The following is a 17,934-nucleotide window of genomic DNA, read 5'->3' as shown; positions in this document are numbered from 1 at the left end:
CCCCGCTTCCCAGGAACCGGGACGCGGACTATAGTCCGAAACTAGCGGTGCTAATTAATCAGGGACCAGCCGGCCACCGGCCCGGACACCCAGGCCCGGCCCGGAGCCGGGCCGCCGTGCCGAGCCGGCGGTGAAACGGGCCCGGTGGCGTGGCACAGCGAGGTGCCACGTGGTCACGGACGGGTGGGTGCGCCCGCCCCGTGCCCGCGCCGCATCCGTACCCGCACCCGACGACCCGCCCTCAGGAGCCCCTCGTGCGTCCAGTCCACTTCGCCGCCGCCCGTCGTACCCCTGTCGGCAAGCTGCGTGGGGCACTGTCCTCGGTGCGCCCCGACGATCTCGCCGCGACGGTGATCCGCGGACTGCTCGCCGCGGCGCCCGGACTCGACCCCGCCCGGATCGACGACGTGTACTGGGGCGCCGCCAACCAGGCGGGTGAGGACAACCGCAACGTCGCCCGGATGGCGGTCCTGCTCGCCGGGCTGCCCGATTCGGTGCCCGGTGCCACGGTGAACCGGCTGTGCGCCTCCGGCCTCGAGGCGGTGACCACCGCGGCGCGCACCATCGCCGCCGGCGACGCGGACGTGGTGCTCGCGGGCGGCTCGGAGTCCATGAGCCGTGCCCCGTTCGTGCTGCCCCGCCCCGACCAGGCGTTCCCGTCGCGCATGGAGACCGCCGACACCCGACTGGGCTGGCGTCTGGTCAACCCCAGGATGAAGGAGCTGCACGGTCTGCTCGCGATGGGCGAGACCGCGGAGGAGGTCGCCGAGCGGTACACGATCTCCCGCGAGCGCCAGGACGACTTCGCGCTGCGCAGCCATCTGCGGGCCGCAGACGCCCGCAAGGACGGCCACTTCGACGCCGAACTGATCTCCGTGAGCCGCCAGGACGGCGTGGTCGTCGACGGTGACGAGGGCATCCGCGTCGACACCTCGTACGACAAGCTCGCCGCTCTCAAGCCGGTGTTCCGCGCGGGCGGCACGGTCACCGCGGGCAACTCCTCGCCGATGAACGACGGCGCCGCCGGGCTGCTGCTGGTGAGCGAGGACGCCCTGCACGAGCACGGCCTCACGTCCCTGGGCCGCTATGTGGGCGGGGCGTCCGCAGGTGTGCACCCGGACGTCATGGGCATCGGGCCCGTCCCGGCCACCCGCAAGGTGCTGGCACGCGCCGGCTGGTCGGTCGGCGACATCCAGGAAGCAGAGCTCAACGAGGCCTTCGCCGCGCAGACTCTGGCCTGCGTCGACGAACTCGGCCTCGACCCGGAGATCGTCAACCCGGACGGCGGCGCCATCGCGCTCGGCCACCCGCTCGGCTGCTCCGGCGCCCGTATCCTCACCACCCTGCTGCACCGGATGCAGCGCACCGGCGCCGGTCGCGGGCTCGCCACCATGTGCGTGGGCGTCGGACAGGGCAGCGCGGTGCTGATCTCCCGGGAGGACTGACCGGCCCGGGGCACTGGCACAGGCACAGGCCAGGCCCCAGGGCGTTGGGGCCCCGGGCCGTGGGGACCACGCGGTGCACGAGAGATGCGTGGGCATAGCATCGGTCCCGGTATGGACATCACCTTGTGGGACTTCGCCGCGCTCGCCCTCGCCGCCGCGCTCGTCGGCTTCTCGAAGACCGCGATCAGTGGCGCCAACACCGTGAGCCTGGCGGTGTTCGCGGCCGTGCTGCCGGCCCGCGAGTCGACCGGAGTGCTGCTGCCCGTCCTGATCACCGGCGATGTGCTCGCCGTGCTCACCTACCGGCGGCACGCCCACTGGCCCACGCTCGGGCGGTTGTTCCCCGCGGTCGCCGCCGGGGTCGTGGTCGGCACGCTCTTTCTGGTGTGGGCCGACGACGCGGTGGTACGGATCTCGATCGGGGCGATCCTGCTGCTGATGGCGGGGGTCACCGCGTGGCGCAGGCGCGGCGTGGAACCCGCCGGGCCGACCGCGGCGGCCACCCGTGCCGCACGGGTCAAGGCGGGGTCCTACGGGGTGCTCGGCGGGTTCACCACGATGGTCGCCAACGCCGGCGGCCCCGTCATGTCGCTCTACCTGCTCTCGGCGGGCTTCCGGAAGCTGAGCTTCCTGGGCACCTCCGCCTGGTTCTTCCTGATCGTCAACGTGGGCAAGGTGCCGTTCAGCGCGGGCCTCGGCCTCATCGACGGGCACTCGCTGCTCCTGGACGCCGCGCTGGCGCCGTTCGTGGTGCCGGGCGCACTCATAGGCAAGGCCTGCGTGGCCCGCATCAACCAACGGGTCTTCGAGACCCTGGTGCTCGTGGCGACCGTGGTCGGTGGCCTCGACCTGCTGCTGTCCTGAGCGTGCGGCCGTACCGGCCACATCATCAGCCGTTGCTGCCGCCGTCGCTGCCACGCAGCCGGGGGGCCCAGTCCGTCGCGTCGACCGGCTCCCCGCCGTCGTCCACCCGGGCGGCCAGCCGCTCGGCCCAGCCGGCGAGCCCCCGTACGTCGAGACCGTGCGGACGTACCTGGTCGCTGGCCTCGGACCAGGAGGCCACGGCGTCGGCGCCGCGTCGCAGCAGGCGGGCGCCGCCCTTCGCGTTGCCGCGGGCGGCGTGGGTGAGGCCCACCGCCAGCTGGGCCAGGCCGCGCCACAGGGCTCGCTCGTGCTCCGGGCCGCTCTTCCAGGCGTCCTCGAAGACCTCGTGGGCGTGGAAGGGTTTGCCCTCGGTCAGCAGCCGCTGTGCCTCGGTGAGGGTGTCCGCCGGGGTGCGGGTGATCCCCTCCGGCTGGCGCGGGGTCCCTGCGGAGCCGTACGGCAGCGGTCGACCCAGGCCGTCCCGTGGGCGGGCGTTCCTGGCCCGCCCTTCGGGGTCGCGGTCCCGGGAGGCCGCGGCCGCGGGGTCCGGCGTGTCCCGCCCGGGCGGCGGGGGTGGCATGTCGTGCGGCTGGTCCATAAGGCCATTGTCCGACGCTGATACGGGTACTGCCGCATCGGGCCGTCCGTGACTCCAAGCACCCGGACTCGTCCGGCGCTGGGCTTCGACACGGCCGCCTGGTCGTCGTTCGTCGGCGCCGTCCAAGGCCGGAAGTTCCCGGCCTGAACCCTTCGCGAGCAGATTCTGGACAGCTGGCCTTCGCTGGTACCGGGGAAGGCAGGGCTGATGCGTTCTCAGCAAGTGAGATCGAGGAGCCGCATCGTCTTGGCTGTCTCGCCGGCCAAGAAAGCGTCAGCTCCAGTGCACGGGATGAGGGTCCCGATAGACCTCATATGGCTCGTCGGTCAGATCTCCCTCCACCCATACCTGCATCCCGTAGCTGATCGGCGTGTCGGGGTACACGAGAGGCAGGTGGCTTTCCGTGTCGGCGAAGTCTTCTTGAGGGGCCAGGAGCCCCAGTTCCTCGCCATGGCGAAGTCGCGGACCCGCCAGAGAAGCCGGGACGAGCTCGTCGAAGCGGGCCCAGTCGATCGCCACCTGCCTCCTGTCTGCGTCGTCAGGAACATCGCCAGGAATCGTGATGAGGGAGTGCAGGTCGACGTGTCCGACACGGCGCCCGTATTCGACCACCCAGAGGTCGGCTGTCTGTCCGAGGTGTGCCTCGATCAAGTCCTGGTCGTCACTCTCAACGAAGATGCTCTGAAGCAGGGAGCGGATGTGTTCGCGGTCTCCGTAGACGAAGAAGATGCTCCACTGCATCTGCGCGTCGTTCGCTGTCTCGAGCACGTAGCAGCTTCGGTCCGCAAGCTGGCCTGACGTCGAAATGATCTTGTCTCCTTCCGTATCGGTCAGTGTTGCTCAGAGTCGTCAAGCCCCTGCCACCCTGCGAAAGGCAGGCGTGAAGGCGCTGATCGCTTCGCGGCTCAAGAGCCCTGGCGAAGGCGTTCAGGACTGGTCTCCGCGTTGTTTTGCGGCACTGGTCCGGGCCATGCGGAGGTTCGGCAACTTGTCTCGCCACATGTGCCGCTCGCCGGTGTCTTCGAACCCGTAGAGCTGGTAGAAGTTGATGGCCCGCTCGTTGTAGGCCGTGACCCACAGGCGGATGGGTGCGTCGCCGGCCCAGGTGAGGAATGCCGCCATCAACTGGCGTCCGACGCTTCGGCCCTGCACCTGGGGCAGCAGGTACATCGGCCCGAGACTGACCGTTTCATCCCGGCGCCCGCACAGGAAGCCGACGATCTCGTCTCTCTGGCGCACGACACGGCAGAAGCGATGCGCGGGCCGGCGCTCGACCTCCTTGATGAACTCCTGCCACTGGGCGACGCCCTCGCTGGTGACCACGTCGCCACGATGCGCCCGGATCCATGCCTCGTCGATCCCCGCGTCCCGGTTGGGGTAGGTCAGCAGCCAGGCCGCGAGAAGCGCGTGGGCGAGGGCTGGGGCGTCCTCCACCTGGGGGGCGTCGATCACGAAGTCCACCTGGGCATTGTTCAGTGCGGTCCTTCGGGCTGTCTTGCGATATTCGTCGCCCTACGCGGCGATGCCCGCAACCGTCCTCAGTCAGGAAGGTCAAGATACCGCCGGGCAGAACGGGCGAGGCGTTCTTGCTCCGCGCCCGGCCGGTGTGGTGATGTGACCTCCGACCAAATGGGGAGGGGTAGCGGAAATGAGCACGGTGGGGGAGGCCTTCGGGCAGCTCAAGGCGGCGCAGAAGGCGGCCAAGGGGGTGTCGCTGTATTCGCGTTATGTGAACCGGCCCGCCGGGCGCTTTCTGGCCGCCGGATCGTACGGAATCGGCCTCGCACCGAATCAGGTCACCGCGATCAGCGCGGTCTTCAGCTTCGCCGCGGTCGCCGGCGCGGCGGCCGGCACCCCCTCGTGGGGGCTCGGCCTGACCGTCTGGCTCGGCCTGGCGGTCGGCTTCGCCTTCGACTCAGCCGACGGCCAGCTGGCCCGGTTACGCGGCGGCGGCAGCGCGGCGGGCGAGTGGCTCGACCACGTCGTGGACTGCGCGAAGATCACCGCCCTGCACACCGCCGTACTGATCACCTGGTACCGCCACCCGGCCCACTTCGGGCTCGACGGCGCCGCCTGGCTGCTGGTGCCGCTGGGCTTCCAGCTCGCCGCCGTCGTGACCTTCTTCGGCGGACTGCTCACCGAGAAGCTGGGGCCCCGCCGGGCGCCAGGCACGCCGGCCGCCGCTCCCTCGACCCTGCGGGCCGTCGCGCTGCTGCCCGTCGACCACGGCGTGTTCTGCCTGGTGTTCGTGCTGCTCGGCGACGGCGAGTGGTTCCGCTGGGCCTATACGGTGCTGGGTGCGGCGGCGGCGCTCTTCCTGGTGGCGTTCCTCACGAAGTGGTTCCGGGAACTGAGCGCAGCTCCCCGCTGAACGACGCCTCCACCATGCCGGGGCCCGCACTCACCCCCGCCCCTGCGCCCACCGGGCCGCCACGGCCGCCCAGCACGTCGAGCGCCCTGCGTAGCTGGGTGCTGGAGGTGTGCACGGTGTACGGGAAGTAGACGACGTCCACCCCCACCGTGGCGAAATCGAGCTCCAACTTGTCGCCCTTGGGTGTGCCGCGCCAGTCGTCACCCTTGAACAGCACGTCGAAACGCACCTGTTTCCATGTCTCCAGCTTGTCCGGCACGGTCTCCACGAAGGCCGCGTCCACATATCTGACACTGCGTACGATCTCCAGGCGCTCCACCAGCGGGATCATCGGCCGCCGGCCCTTGGCCTGCTCCGCCATCTCGTCCGAGACCACTCCGGCGACGAGATAGTCGCATTGTGCCCGAGCGTGTCGGAGGATGTTCAAGTGCCCGATATGGAAGAGGTCGTACGCTCCGGGTGCGTACCCCACGCGATACCGTCCGCCCGGCCTGCCCGCACTCACGCAATGCCCCCCAAGGGTCTCGGTGTTGCCCTGTGCCCCCCGCCGCGCCCCGTGGGCGTGCGCGGTATTCGACGATAGCGTGCACATTCCGTGCTCGTATGGTGAACGATGAGAGACGACGGCAAGGTTCGGCCAGGGCACAGGCCCGCCGATCGGGGAGGGGTGCACGGGTGAGGCACAGCGGAGGAGACAAGGGGACGGCGCCCCGACGCAGGCTGTTATTGGTGTCGACGAACTACGCGCCGGAGCACGCCGGCATCGGCCCGTACGCCACCCAGATCGCCGAGCACTGGGCCGCCGGCGGCCACGAGACCCACGTCCTGACCGGCATGCCGCACTACCCGGCCTGGCGGATCGACCCGAGCTACGCCGGGGTGTGGCGGCGCACCGAACTGCGTGCCGGAGTCCGGGTGCACCGCAGGCGGCACACCGTCCCACCCCGTCAGACCGCCGTCTCCCGCGCTTTGTTCGAGGCGTCGGTGCTGGCCCACGGCCTTCTCTCGCCGCCCCGTACCGGCCGACCCGACGCCGTGCTCGCGCAACTGCCCAGCCTGGCGGGCGGGGTGCTCGGCGCCCGGCTCGCCGCCCGCCACCGCGTGCCGTACATACCCGTCGTGCAGGACCTGATGGGAGCCGCGGCGGTGCAGAGCGGCATACGCGGCGGTTCCCGTGCCGCGGCGCTCGCCGAGCGTGCCGAGGCTTATGTGCTGCGCCGCGCCACCCTCGTCGGCGTCATCCACGAGACCTTCGTGGCACGGGTCACGGCGATGGGGGTCGCCCCCGGCCGCATACGCGTGGTGCCGAACTGGTCGCATGTGCGCAGCTCGGACGAGCCGCGCGAGCGCACCCGGGCCCGGTTGGGCTGGTCCCCGGAGCAGACCGTCGTGCTGCACTCCGGGAACATGGGGCTCAAGCAGGGCCTGGAGGTCCTCGTCGAGGCGGCCCGGCGGGCTCCCGAGGTGCGTTTCGTGCTGATGGGGGAGGGCAGCCGGCGCGCCGCCCTGGCCCGGCTCGCCGCGGGCGTCGGCAATGTGGACATCCTGCCGCCCGCCGCCGACGACGAGTTCCCCGCGGTGCTGGCCGCCGCCGATGCGCTGGCAGTCACCCAGCGGGCCTCGGTGCTCGACATGAGCGTGCCGTCCAAGCTCACCTCGTACTTCGCCGCCGGGCGGCCGGTCGTCGCCGCGGTGGCCGCCGAGGGTGGTGCCGCCCGGGAGGTGGAGCGCTCCGGCGCCGGTGTGCTGGTGGCGCCGGAAGACCCCGAGTCGCTGGTGGCCGCGGTGCGTAAACTCGCCGGCGATCCGGCCTTGGCCGACGCGCTGGGCGCCGAGGGCCCGCGACACGTGGCCGCCCATCTCTCCCAGGAAGCGGGCCTGGCCCGGATCGACGCACTCATCGACGAGGCCCTGGGGGGTTGACGGCACGTGAGCGACACACCGGCGCGGGACCGCGCGGATGACGAGCCGGACCAGTTGCGCGAGCAGTTCCGTCAGTTACTGCGGTACCGCTGGCTCATCGGCGGCGCCATCGGTCTCGGCCTGGTCGGCGGCGCCTGGCTCGGCGTCACGGGCGCCGACTCGTACACGGCGACCAGCGACATCGTGCTGCGCGCCCCCACCAACGACCCGTTCGACCCGGCGCTGTCAGCGGACAAGACCATCAACATGGGCTCCGAGCGCCAGACCGCGCTCAGCAGCAGTGTCGCCGAAGTGGCCGCCGGAAAGCTGGGCCTGACCGGTCACACCTCGGCGGTGCAGGGCGGGCTCCAGGTCACCAACCCGCCGCAGACCCTCGTCCTGCACTTCGCCTACACCACCGGCTCACCCGGCGAGGCGGCCCGCCGCGCCAACGCCCTGACCAACGCCTACCTCCAGCTGCGCACCAAACAGTGGGAGGACGTACGCGACCGCATGGTGGCGAAGTACCGCGACCAGCTGAACCCGCTCAACCAGCAGCACGACGACATCACCCGGCAGATAGCCGCGCTGCCCGCGGGCGGCTCGGCCGCCGACTCCGCGTATGCGGTCCAGGCCAATCTGGAGAACCGCATCACGGACCTCAACACCAAGATCAGCAACCTCAAGGCGCTGGACATGACCCCCGGCACGGTGATCCGCAAGGCCGTGCCGCCCGCCGCCCCCGGCGGACCCGGGCTCGTCGTGTCGCTGGGCCTGGGCGGCGCCGTCGGCATCGCGGTCGGCCTGCTCGGCGCCTGGGTACGGCTGGTGTTCGACCCCACGCCGCGTTCCGCGGGCGAGGTGGCCCGCGCGGTGCGGGCGCCGGTGCTCGGCATCCTGCCGCGCGGCGGTACCGGGGCGCTGCTCGTCGGCGGGCAGAGCGAGACCCGCACCGCGGAGGAGTACCGCTCGATCGCCTTCCGGCTCGCCTACGACGACCGGTTCGCCGGCCGCCGCCGGCTGCTCGTCGTGGCGCCACGCGGCAGCACCGCAGCGCCCGCCGCCGTCGCCTCCAACCTGGCCGCCTCGTTCGCCGAGATGGGCAAGGACGTGCTGCTCATCGAGGCCGACCTGCGCACCCCGTCGCTGGTGCGGCGACTGCGCGCGACCACCACCCCCCGGCCGCAGTGGACGCTGCCGGAGCCCGCCGACCGCCCGGCCGCCGCCAGCCGCACACCGCACCACGCCGAGCCGGACTGGCCGGCCGGCTCCCATCTCGCCGTCGACGCGGGCGAGTCCGGCATCTTCGCCCTCGTCCCCGGCGAACGGGTCCGCAACGTGCCGCGTGCCCTCACGTCGACCCGGATGACCCGGCTGATCGCCGAGGCCGACGACCCCGACGCGACGGTGGTGGTGCTCGCCCCGCCGGTGCTCGCCTACGCCGATGCGCTCGCGCTGGTCGACCGGGTGGACGGCGTGCTGATCGTCTGCGACCCGCGGGGCGTGCACCGCGCCGACCTGGTCCGCATCAGGGAGCTGATCGGCGGCGCCGGCGGCACCGTGCTGGGCGCCGTCGTGCACACCGAGCGCAAGCGCTCGTTAGGGCGTGCGGGCAAGGCCGGCGCTGCCGGGAAGGACACCGTGCGCGGCGGTGGGAAGGACGCCCAGGGCGGCGGCAAGGACGCCGAGAGCGGCGCCGTCGCCGAGCCGTCCGGGCGCCGCAGCCAACCGGCGCAGGACGCCCATGACAGTCCTGACGACGACCCGGGCAGCGCCCTGTCGCGCGTGCGCGCGGGCGACCGGTGAGCGCGGACCGGCCGGTCGGAGGCGACGGGCCGGAGGGCGGGCGGGGGACCGGGCGCACGATGACGGTGGCCGCCTCGGTGCTGGACCAGGCGGCCACCAGCCTGACCAACATCCTCGTCCTGGTGATCGCCGCCCGGCTCTCCACCGCCGCGGGCTTCGCCGCGTTCTCGATGGTCTACCTCACGTTCACCGTGCTGCTCGGCCTCAACATGGCCTACGTCGGTCAGGTCGTGGTCCTGGAGCGTGGTGACCCCGCGGCGCTGGCCGGGGCCTGCCGGTCCGCGGTCGCCTTCACCGCCTGTGCCTCCTGCACGGCGGCCGTGCCGCTGGTCGCCGGCGGCGTGCTGGTCGGCGGCCGGCTGGGCGATGCGTTCGCCGCGCTCGGGGTGGTGCTGCCGTTCACGCTGGTCCAGGACGGGCTGCGGTACGCCTTCTCCGCGCTGCGCCGGCCGCAGCGCGCGCTCGTCGCCGACACAGTGCGTCTGATGTGTGTCGTACCGGCCCTGCTGCTCCAGCCGTCGGACGCCTCCCCGGGGCGCCTGGTCGCCGCGTGGGGCCTGTCGGCGCTGCCCGCGCTGCTGCTCGGCCTGGCACTGCTGCGGCCCTTCGTGACGGGCGCCGCCGTCCGGCTGCGGCGGTATCTGCGCCGCGGTCACCTGGGGATGCGCTTCGTGGTGGAGTTCGCCGTCGGCAACGCCTCCAGCCAGCTGGCGGTGCTCGGCCTCGGTGTCTTCGCCGATCCGCTGGCGGTGGGCGCGCTGCGTGGCTCCACCACCCTCTTCGGCCCGTTGAACGTGCTGTTCAACTCCGTCAACGCCTTCGGCCCGCCGGTCCTCGGCCGGCTCGGCGGGCGGCGGGCCACCGTGCGCGCGGCCGCCGGACTCGGCGCGGTCCTCGCCGTGCTGGGCCTCGGCTGGGCCGGTGTGCTGGCGGCGCTGCCCGCCCACGTGGGGCGCCGTCTGCTGGGCGACACCTGGCACTCCGCGGCCGCGCTGCTGCCCGCGGCGGGCAGCCAGTACGCCGTGATGGGCCTGGGCACCTGCGCCCTGGTCACCCTGCGCGTGCTCAAGCCACGCGCCACCCTCTCCGTGCAGGTGGTCTTCTCGCTGGTCGCCGTGGTGCTGATGCTCGGCGGCTACCGGCTGGGCGGTGCGCCCGGGGCGGCCTGGGGGCTTGCCGCCGGCTCGGCGCTGAAGGCGGTGGCGGCCTGGCTACGGGTACAGCGGTCGACGGCCGACGCGAGGACGCCCGCGGCGCCGGGGGTCAGTGCATCAGCGCAGCCCGGTCCTGACGCCGCGTCATGATCAGCAGGAAGCAGCACAACGCGATCGCCACCCGCCCCGACGCCTGGAGCAGCGGCCCGCGCAGCAGGATGAACGAGTAGCCCGCGATCAGCGGCACCACCAGGCAGATCAGGCTCCCCGGCGGGGCGCGCCGGTTGGCCGCCCGGGCATGGCGGCGGTCCACCCGCGCCGCCGCGTACCCGATGCCGAGCAGCCCCGCCGCCATGCCGACAGGACCGGCGTCGATCCACAGCTCGGCCCACACCGGCGACGAGAGATTGGTGTTGACCGCACCCGTCCACTGGCCCACCAGCACGCCGGTGTCCAGCGGTTTGCCCGGCCACACCGTGCGCGGCACCGCGAACAGCACGGCCCCCGCAACCTGCTTGCCCCAGGTGTGCCCCGCCCCGGACTCCACGTAGGTGAGGGTGTTGGCGAACATGCCCATCTGGTCGTAGTCCTTGACGGCCAGCGGTTCGAAGACCGAGGTCGTCTGGAGGGGGCGGTAGTTCTTCGCGTCGTAGCGGAACCGGTCGGCGAACGGGAAGAGGATCAGCGCCACCACGACCCCGAGGGTCAGCGCCGAGCGGTACATCGCCGCGCTGACCGGGAACACCGTGAACAGCAGGGCGAACAGCACCGTCAGGAACCAGTACCGCGGATTGGAGACGGGGTTGTTGACGACCAGGTTCACCGCGACGAGGCCGGCCCACACCGCGATCCAGGCCGGCGACCTGCGGGCCCGCCGTGAGGTGACCAGCCGCCGGGTGTACACCAGCAGCGCGATCAGCGCGGGCACCGTACCGAAGCCGCGCCACAACGCCTGACCGGCCTGCGAGCCGTCCTGGGCGATACCGGCGTCCTGGATGTCCGCGATGATCTCCTGACGGCTGGTGAAGAACACCGCGGGCCCACCCAGCTTCACGATGAGCGCCGCACTGCCGGCGAAGGCGAGCAGGACCAGCAGGGTCAGCCGCCTGCGGTGCACCAGCAGGGCCCGCCCCTGCCCGTCGTCCTCGACGCCCGGCCGCCGGTGGCGGGCCAGCAGCGCCCCCACGTCGAAGGCGGTGCACCCGACCAGGACCAGCGCGATCGCCTCCGCGAGGTCCGAGCGCGGCCCGACGACCGGCGTGGGCGTCTGCCCCAGCACCACCTGCGCCAGCGGCGCCACGCCCATCGCCATGTAGACGAAGAGCCAGAACGACCCCTGGAGCAGCTTCCGGCGGCCCGTGAGGATCATCCCGGACAGCCGCGCGCCCGCATACATGGTCAGCGTCAGCTGGAGCCAGTACGCCACGTCCCGCGTCCCCGCACCCGGCTGCACCACGACGGCCAACGGCAGGAACACCGTCAGCCCCAGCACCAACGGCACCGACAACGCCCGGGAGAGCAGTGCGCGCGGCGAGACGGGGGCGGCAGTGCGCGGGGTGGCATGGGTGAGGGCCCCGGCCGTGGGTGGCGCGTCAGCGGTGGTGCCGCCGAGGCCGGAACTCCGGCCTGAACGGACTTGTTTCGAGCGGGCATCCGAAGCTCGGCCGTCCGCCGGTGCCGTACCGCCCGCGTCCCGCGGCATGTCCGCCCTCCCGTCGCCCACCACCCGCAAAGGAAGCGCTTCGCGCCCTGCCCCCTACGTGCCCCCGCCCGAGGGCGCCCCGCGCGCAGTCTACCCACGGTGCCGGGCACCTGACGGTGGGTGTCCCCGGGGGGCGGCCGTTCCCGCCCTCTTTCGGGACGTACTGGTCATCCAGCGGATACGCTGCTCCAACGGGCGTCCGCGCGGGCGCCGTTGGGGGGTTTGGCACCGGTGCGCGATCTCGCGGCCTTCACGCTGGCCGGGTACGACAAGGGGCGCGGCAGGCTCACGCAGGCCCTGTGGTTCGCCGTCATGAACACCGTCTTCATGGCGTGGTTCTGCCCGGCCCGGCTCCGCGTGGCGCTGTTGCGCGCCTTCGGCGCCCGGATCGGCAGCGAAGTGCTCATCAGGCATCGGGTGCGGGTCCTGTGGCCCTGGAAGCTGACCGTGGGCGACCACACCTGGATCGGCGAGGGCGCCTGGATCCTCAACCTGGAGCCCGTCACGCTGGGCGCGCACGTCTGCGTCTCCCAGGAGGCGTTGCTGTGCACCGGCAGCCACGACCACCGCACCGCCGACTTCCGCTACCGCAACGCCCCCATCACCGTCGCCGACGGCGCCTGGGTGGCGGCCCGGGCGACGGTGCTGGCCGGCGTCAGCATCGGGCGGCACGCCGTGGTCGCCGCCGGCACCGTCGTCGACCGCGATCTGCCCGAGCTGACCCTGCACACCGCCTCCGGGCGCCGAGCCGTACAGGAGCCGGCATGAAGGTGCTGCACGCGGTCACCCTGCACAGCCCGACGGGCGCCTTCGGCGGACCCGTACGCGTCGCCCTGAACCTCGCCAAGGGCCTGGCCGCCCGCGGCCACCAGCCCCGTCTCGTGGCCCTCGGTGACGGGTTCGGCACGTCGCCGCCCGACGAGGTGGAAGGCGTGCCCGCGCGGCTGTACCAGGCCCGGCGCGTGCTGCCGGTCGGCTTCAGCGGGCTCACCTCGCCGGCACTCCTCGCGAGCGCCGGCCGCCTGGTGCGCGACGCCGACCTCGTCCACGTCCATCTCGCCCGCGACCTGGTGACCCTGCCGCTCGCGCTGGCCGCACTCCGGGCACGCCGGCCGCTCGTCGTGCAGACGCACGGCATGGTCGCCCCCAGCCCCCGCGCCCTCGCGAAGGTGCTCGACGGCCTGGCGGTGCGCCGGGTGCTGCACGGCGCGGGGCGGTTGCTGCACCTGACGGACCACGAACGCCGTGACCTGCTGGAGGTGGCGGGCCCGCCGGGACTCGACACCGCAAAGCTGGTGCGGCTCGTCAACGGCGTGCCGGCGCAGGAGCCGTCCGCCGCGCCCGCCGGGCCGCCCCGGATCCTGTTCGCCGCCCGGCTCCAGGAACGCAAGCGGCCGCGTGACTTCGTGGCCGCAGCCCCGGAGATCCTGCGCGCACATCCCGACGCCGAGTTCGTGGTCGCAGGACCCGACGAGGGCGAACTGCCGCAGGTGCGCGCCCTGGTGACCGAGCTGGGCCTGGCCCACAAGGTGCTCTTCCCCGGCGCACTCAGCGCCGATCAGATGCTCACCGAACTGCGCCGCGCCCACGTGTACGTGCTGCCCTCGGTCGACGAGCCCTTCCCGATGTCCGTCCTGGAGGCGATGGCGGTCGGCACGCCCGTCGTCGTGACCCGCTCCAACGGGCTGGCCGCCGACGTCGAGAAGGCCGACGCCGGCCGTGTGGTGGCCGGACCCGACGAGATCGCCCCGGCCGTGCTCGCCCTCCTCGACCCGGCCACCCGAGGCGCCGCCTCCGCTGCCGCCCGGCACCTCACCGCCGAGGCGTTCTCGATGGACGCCGTGGTGGACACGCTGCTGGCCGCGTACGCGCAGGCGCAGGAGCACGTGCGGGCGACCGCGCCCTCGGAGCCCGGCACGGACCCCGGGGCCGTGGCGGACCCGAAGGCCGCCGCGGACCCGCCCTCATGACCCGAGCCGGAGGTTCGTCGTCGGGCGGGGCGGTCGGCGAGAAGCGGTCCGTCGCCCGCGCCGGACGGGGCGCCGGTCAGCGGTCCGCGTCGTACGTCAGCAGTCCAGGCCGCCCAGAATCCGTGCCACTTCGCGGCTGATGTCCTCCGTCTCCTCGTCGATGACGGGCTCCAGGAGGTCCCCGATGGCGAGCACCTCCTCGGCGAACCTGCGGCGGTCACGGGTGCGTTCGTCCTGCACCTCGATGACGTTCGGAATCTTCAGCCTCATGCGGAGGCGGGGGATCCGCGGCAGGCGCTTGTACCCACCACGCCGGGGTTCGACGAACAGCCGGATCCTGGACCACTGGTGCAGGCGCCCCAGGACCAGCCGCCAGCGTGCCGGACGCCACCGCCGCTCGTCGGCGAGCCTCCCGGCCTCGCGGAACAGGTCGTCCCACCAAGCCCATCCGGCGTGGCAATCCACGTCGGCGAAGGCGTCCCACGTCACGAACGCGGCCTGCCGCAGGGTCGCCTCGATGGCGCCACTGAACTCCGTCGGTCTGGTGCGGGCCAGATCGCGGTAGAGGAGCAGCGCACGGAAGATGCTCCGGGCAGCCGCTACCCGGCAGCCGGTCTTGTTGAGGACCTCGGCGCGGGTCCGTAGCACCGCGGGGACGGCCGGCCGGTAGATGGCCGGCTGGTCCTCCGCCAGTTGCAGCGTCACGCGCAGGCACTCGTCGATCACTTCTCGGGCCGCCGAACAGCGCTCCAGCCTGGCCAGCTCCAGCGCCTGGTTGTGCAGCGACTCCACCAGTGCGGGCAGATGGGCATCGGGATGCACCTGCGCGAGCCGGCGCCGGATCAGTACGGCGCGGGTCACCGTTTCCAGCGCCGACTCGCTCGGGGAGAGGCGGTTGGCGTAATTGTGCAGAGCCGCGGCCAGCAGGGCGAGGTGGTGCCGGGTGGGGCGGTCCTGGACCAGTTGCTCCAGGATGTCCACGGCCTCCTTGGCGATGGGGAGAGCCTCCACCGCGTAGTCCTGCGTTGACAGGACCACGGCGAGGTTGTTCAGTGCCTGGGCCAGCCGGGCCCGGTGGGGTACGAGCTCGGCTTCCTCCCGTACCGCCTCCTCGCCTGGTTCTGGCGGCCGGTCACGGGACGTCCGCCCCGTCTCGGTGGACGGTGCCGGCTCGGTCGCCGAGTCACCCCGTACCAGCCGCCGGTTGACCTGCACCGCCTCTGCACAGTCCGTCAGGGCCTCGGGGTATCGTCGCAGCTCGCACAGCGCCCACCAGCGCACCCCCAGCGACTCGGTCAGCAGCGGCAGATACTCGAGAGGACGGCTCTGGGCCAGCCTTCGATAGAGCCGTATGGCCCGGCTGCTCGACTCCACGGCAGCCGTCCAGCGCCGCACGGAACTCATCCGCACCGCCACGTTGTGCTCGGCGCGGGCCAGATCGGCTCGTACGCGTACCGGGGCCAGCGCCAGGTCACCACCCGTGAGGCGGGCCCGCCGGCGGTGTGCCCGGGCCAACCGTTCAGCGAGGCCCACCGCCTGCTCGCCCAGCAGCCTGCTGCCGTCGGGCACCGCCGCGTGCAGGGTCTCCAGCAGGTCCAGGGGAAGGTCACGGCGGTCGGCCGTCCGCCGTAGCGCGGCAAGGAGGAAGCCGGGGTTCTCCGATCGCCCCGCGACCACGGCGGCCGGCACGGCCAGCACGCCCGGATGGGCCGCGACCAGCCGTTCCACCTGCCCGGTCAGGTCCGGGCAGGGGCAGGTGGGCTGCACGGCGGCCCGGGCGAGCACCGTCAGCGCCCGTTCGGCCTCCTTGCCGCGCAGCCGAGGCAGCAGACTGTCGAGCAGCTGCGGGTTGTCCCGCGCGCGCAGCGCCACGTGGTACTCGCCGAGGAGATCGGGTTCCAGCGCACCCCAGTACGCCCCCTCGGCCGGCGGGTACAACGCGTGCAGCCACTCCGCCGCCGCCACGCCCCGGCCGTCCGCCAGCTCCGGCAGCAGGGCCAGCAGCTCCACGGCGCGTTCCGGACCGGCAGCCCGGGTCAGGGTCGCCACCGCCACCGTGTCCGCCAGGGTCCCGTGGTCGAGCCCGTCCAACGCGGCCCAGGCGGCGGCGGTGCGCTTCCAGTAGCGCCGCTCGTGCCCGAGGAGCTCCCGCCGGACGTCCGGTGGGGCCTGTGCCCCGTCCGGGTGGGGCCGATCGACCCTGGCCCGACGGTCGGCCTGGGTCAGCAGGTCCAGCAGGGCCCGCATGTGCAGTTGCAGCGCGGATCCGTTCGCCGCGTCCCGGTACGGCCTGGACCGCACCACGCGCGCCACGGCCGCCCAGTCGACCCGTTCGTACCCGGCCGGTTCGCGGAGCCGGGGCAACGCGCGGGCCAGTGCCTCCACCGCCTCGTGGTACATCCTGGCGCGCTCCGCGGGGGTCGTGGCCACCTCGCGCAGCTCCACGGTGCGGGCACCGCCGAGCACGCCGGCACTGTGCGGTGTCGCGCCCGGCAGCTGCTCCCACCACTCGCCGGCGCTCCGGGCGATCAGCACGATGCGCACGGAGTGGTGACCGCCGCGTGCCTGGAGTATCTCCAGCACGCTGCCGACCAGCTCGGGGCTGGTCTCTGCGTAGTCCATGACGAGCAACATGCGCTGGTCGACGGCGATCAGTGCCTGTAATCCCCGGACCAGTGCGGCGCGTTCCGCGTCCGACTCGCGCAGCTGAGCAGTCAGCCAGCCGTGGGCCGCCATGGTGACGGCGAGCTCCCGTGCGAAGCGTGACTTGCCCTGGCCGCCGAGGCCGGTGACCAGCCGGACGGCGAGACCGCCACCGTCGGCACACCAGTCCCGGAACTCCCGCAGCTGCTTGTCACGGCCGCTGAAGGGCACCGTCTCCGCCTGCGGGCGCAGCAGCTCCGACGGCAGCCGGGGAGTGCGCATCGGTACCGCCGGTTCGCACAGCTCCTCCAGCTCGACGGGCTCAACGACCGGAAAGTGCCCCAGTTCCGCACGGAGCAACGCCCGGAAACCCGGTTCCCGGGTCAGCCGGTGTGCCGGTACGGCCTGGAGCTTGCCGTGCTGCCAGTGCGCCAGGTCCATCACGACCACTCCGCACAGCAGCCGCCCGCTCCACAGGGCGGCGCCCGACATCCCGCTCCACGGCGACGCTCCGGACGCGGTCGGGGCCCGGTCGACGGCAAGCTCCCAGTGGTCGCCGAGCATGCCGTCCCCGGGGCTCACGGTGCCCGAGACATGAGCGGTCTCCAGCCCGTCGGCCCGCCGCGCACCCTGCACACGCGCGAACCCCAACGCATCGGCGCCCTGCCCCGCGCGCAGGGTTACGAACCGTCCGAAGCGTACGGGGGAGTCGGCGACGCCGACGGGCCAGAACTCCGGCGCGATCCGCAGCACGGCCGCGTCCAGCCCCTTCGCCCGCCCGTCCCAGACGATCTGCGCGGGCGCCAACCGCCGTACGGTGAGCAGCTGTACCTGCACGAGCACCTCGGCGGCCGACACCGCCGCGCCCCGGGGTTGGAGTGCGTGGCCCGCCGTCAGCACCAGTCCCGGCCCCATCACGCAGCCGGAGCTGATGCGGGGATGCTTTCCTCTGACGCTGGCACGCACGGCGGCCAGCCGGCTTCTGTTCATCCGCTGCCCGAACGGTGTGGCTGCGCGGCGGCGGTCAGGAGGGGTCGGGCGCGGGCACGAACAAGGCCGTGTCGCCGTCGCCGCCCTGGCGGTCGGCGGAGTCCCGGGAGATCGCCACCGAGGTGCCGTCGGCATGCCGCGGAGTGAGCGTCAGGGACACCTTGTGGGTCCGGGTCCGGCCGGCCTGCGCCTCGCTGTCACCGGAGACCACCCAGGCCCTGAACCCCGCCTTCGCCCGCACGTCGCGGCGCAACTCGACCGTGAACTCCATGCCGATGGGGCCGACTTCGAAGCGCAGGTCCTCGTGTGCGGCCGTGGCCGCCGCGTGCAGCAGCTCGCCTCGTACCAGGTGCACGGCGGCGGCCAGTTCCAGTTCTTCGGGCATGATTCCCTCCACGGGTGACACCGAGCGGTGCGCCTCGGCGTCGGAGGATCAGGGTGCCAGACGGGCGCCTGCGGGAACCACACGGCTGACCGTGGCGGCCCTAG

At 72.8% G+C, this 17,934-nt stretch carries 15 protein-coding genes; 8 read left to right on the top strand and 7 right to left on the bottom strand.

What is annotated here, in order from left to right; translation table 11 throughout:
* The first annotated feature begins 254 nt into the window (after window positions 1–254).
* Window positions 255–1,445, top strand: a complete 1,191-nt coding sequence (locus NQO67_RS31705; protein ID WP_255953795.1) for a thiolase family protein — start codon at window positions 255–257, stop codon at window positions 1,443–1,445.
* Between the two features lie 111 nt (window positions 1,446–1,556).
* The gene (locus NQO67_RS31700; protein ID WP_255953794.1) at window positions 1,557–2,309 is read left to right on the top strand and encodes a sulfite exporter TauE/SafE family protein; all 753 of its coding nucleotides are present in this window, start codon (window positions 1,557–1,559) and stop codon (window positions 2,307–2,309) included.
* 25 nt (window positions 2,310–2,334) lie between these two features.
* On the opposite strand, the gene NQO67_RS31695 is transcribed toward NQO67_RS31700, so the two are convergent.
* The 3 genes from NQO67_RS31695 to NQO67_RS31685 all read right to left on the bottom strand — a co-directional run bounded on the left by NQO67_RS31695 (window position 2,335) and on the right by NQO67_RS31685 (window position 4,368).
* The gene (locus NQO67_RS31695; protein WP_374119211.1) at window positions 2,335–2,907 is read right to left on the bottom strand and encodes a DUF309 domain-containing protein; all 573 of its coding nucleotides are present in this window, start codon (window positions 2,905–2,907) and stop codon (window positions 2,335–2,337) included.
* A gap of 273 nt (window positions 2,908–3,180) precedes the next feature.
* The gene (locus NQO67_RS31690) at window positions 3,181–3,675 is read right to left on the bottom strand and encodes a hypothetical protein (RefSeq protein ID WP_255953793.1); all 495 of its coding nucleotides are present in this window, start codon (window positions 3,673–3,675) and stop codon (window positions 3,181–3,183) included.
* Between the two features lie 159 nt (window positions 3,676–3,834).
* Window positions 3,835–4,368 (bottom strand): GNAT family N-acetyltransferase, encoded by a 534-nt coding sequence (locus tag NQO67_RS31685; protein ID WP_255953792.1) that lies wholly within the window; start codon window positions 4,366–4,368, stop codon window positions 3,835–3,837.
* Between the two features lie 187 nt (window positions 4,369–4,555).
* On the opposite strand from NQO67_RS31685, the gene NQO67_RS31680 reads away from it, so the two are divergent.
* Window positions 4,556–5,278 carry a CDP-alcohol phosphatidyltransferase family protein gene (locus NQO67_RS31680; RefSeq protein WP_255953791.1) on the top strand — a complete coding sequence of 241 codons (723 nt, stop codon included), beginning with the start codon at window positions 4,556–4,558 and terminating at the stop codon, window positions 5,276–5,278.
* On the opposite strand, the gene NQO67_RS31675 is transcribed toward NQO67_RS31680, so the two are convergent.
* Window positions 5,238–5,783, bottom strand: a complete 546-nt coding sequence (locus NQO67_RS31675; protein WP_255953790.1) for an FAD synthase family protein — start codon at window positions 5,781–5,783, stop codon at window positions 5,238–5,240. The genes NQO67_RS31680 and NQO67_RS31675 overlap by 41 nt on opposite strands.
* A 221-nt stretch (window positions 5,784–6,004) precedes the next feature.
* Here NQO67_RS31675 and NQO67_RS31670 point away from each other — a divergent pair, with 221 nt between their 5' ends.
* From NQO67_RS31670 to NQO67_RS31660, 3 genes are read left to right on the top strand one after another with little or no spacing between them, the layout of a single operon-like run.
* Window positions 6,005–7,201, top strand: coding sequence for a glycosyltransferase (locus tag NQO67_RS31670; RefSeq protein ID WP_255953929.1), 1,197 nt, complete (start codon window positions 6,005–6,007; stop codon window positions 7,199–7,201).
* A gap of 6 nt (window positions 7,202–7,207) precedes the next feature.
* Window positions 7,208–8,986: a tyrosine-protein kinase domain-containing protein gene (locus NQO67_RS31665; RefSeq protein ID WP_255953789.1), complete on the top strand. Its 1,779-nt coding sequence runs from the start codon at window positions 7,208–7,210 to the stop codon at window positions 8,984–8,986.
* A 59-nt stretch (window positions 8,987–9,045) separates the two neighbouring features.
* A complete protein-coding gene (locus NQO67_RS31660) occupies window positions 9,046–10,290 on the top strand; it encodes an MATE family efflux transporter (protein WP_255953788.1) in 1,245 nt (414 codons plus the stop codon).
* On the opposite strand, the gene NQO67_RS31655 is transcribed toward NQO67_RS31660, so the two are convergent.
* Window positions 10,250–11,842: a hypothetical protein gene (locus tag NQO67_RS31655; RefSeq protein ID WP_255953787.1), complete on the bottom strand. Its 1,593-nt coding sequence runs from the start codon at window positions 11,840–11,842 to the stop codon at window positions 10,250–10,252. The genes NQO67_RS31660 and NQO67_RS31655 overlap by 41 nt on opposite strands.
* Before the next feature lie 231 nt (window positions 11,843–12,073).
* Here NQO67_RS31655 and NQO67_RS31650 point away from each other — a divergent pair, with 231 nt between their 5' ends.
* Together NQO67_RS31650 and NQO67_RS31645 are read left to right on the top strand one after the other, a co-directional pair.
* Entirely contained in the window at window positions 12,074–12,610 is a 537-nt protein-coding gene (locus tag NQO67_RS31650) for a WcaF family extracellular polysaccharide biosynthesis acetyltransferase (RefSeq protein WP_255953786.1), read from the top strand.
* Complete coding sequence (locus NQO67_RS31645) at window positions 12,607–13,812, top strand: glycosyltransferase (protein WP_255953785.1); 1,206 nt, start codon at window positions 12,607–12,609, stop codon at window positions 13,810–13,812. The genes NQO67_RS31650 and NQO67_RS31645 overlap by 4 nt, the downstream gene beginning before the upstream one ends.
* Before the next feature lie 96 nt (window positions 13,813–13,908).
* On the opposite strand, the gene NQO67_RS43975 is transcribed toward NQO67_RS31645, so the two are convergent.
* The gene (locus NQO67_RS43975) at window positions 13,909–17,445 is read right to left on the bottom strand and encodes a S1 family peptidase (RefSeq protein WP_305126529.1); all 3,537 of its coding nucleotides are present in this window, start codon (window positions 17,443–17,445) and stop codon (window positions 13,909–13,911) included.
* Window positions 17,446–17,479: 34 nt separating this feature from the next.
* The gene (locus NQO67_RS31635) at window positions 17,480–17,830 is read right to left on the bottom strand and encodes a trypco2 family protein (RefSeq protein ID WP_255953784.1); all 351 of its coding nucleotides are present in this window, start codon (window positions 17,828–17,830) and stop codon (window positions 17,480–17,482) included.
* Window positions 17,831–17,934: the final 104 nt, after the last annotated feature.

The organism is Streptomyces odontomachi (genome assembly GCF_024435355.1).
Taxonomy (GTDB): Bacteria; Actinomycetota; Actinomycetes; order Streptomycetales; family Streptomycetaceae; genus Streptomyces; species Streptomyces odontomachi.
Note: the sequence above shows the minus strand (reverse complement) of the source record. Positions and strands in the feature narration are given on the sequence as shown.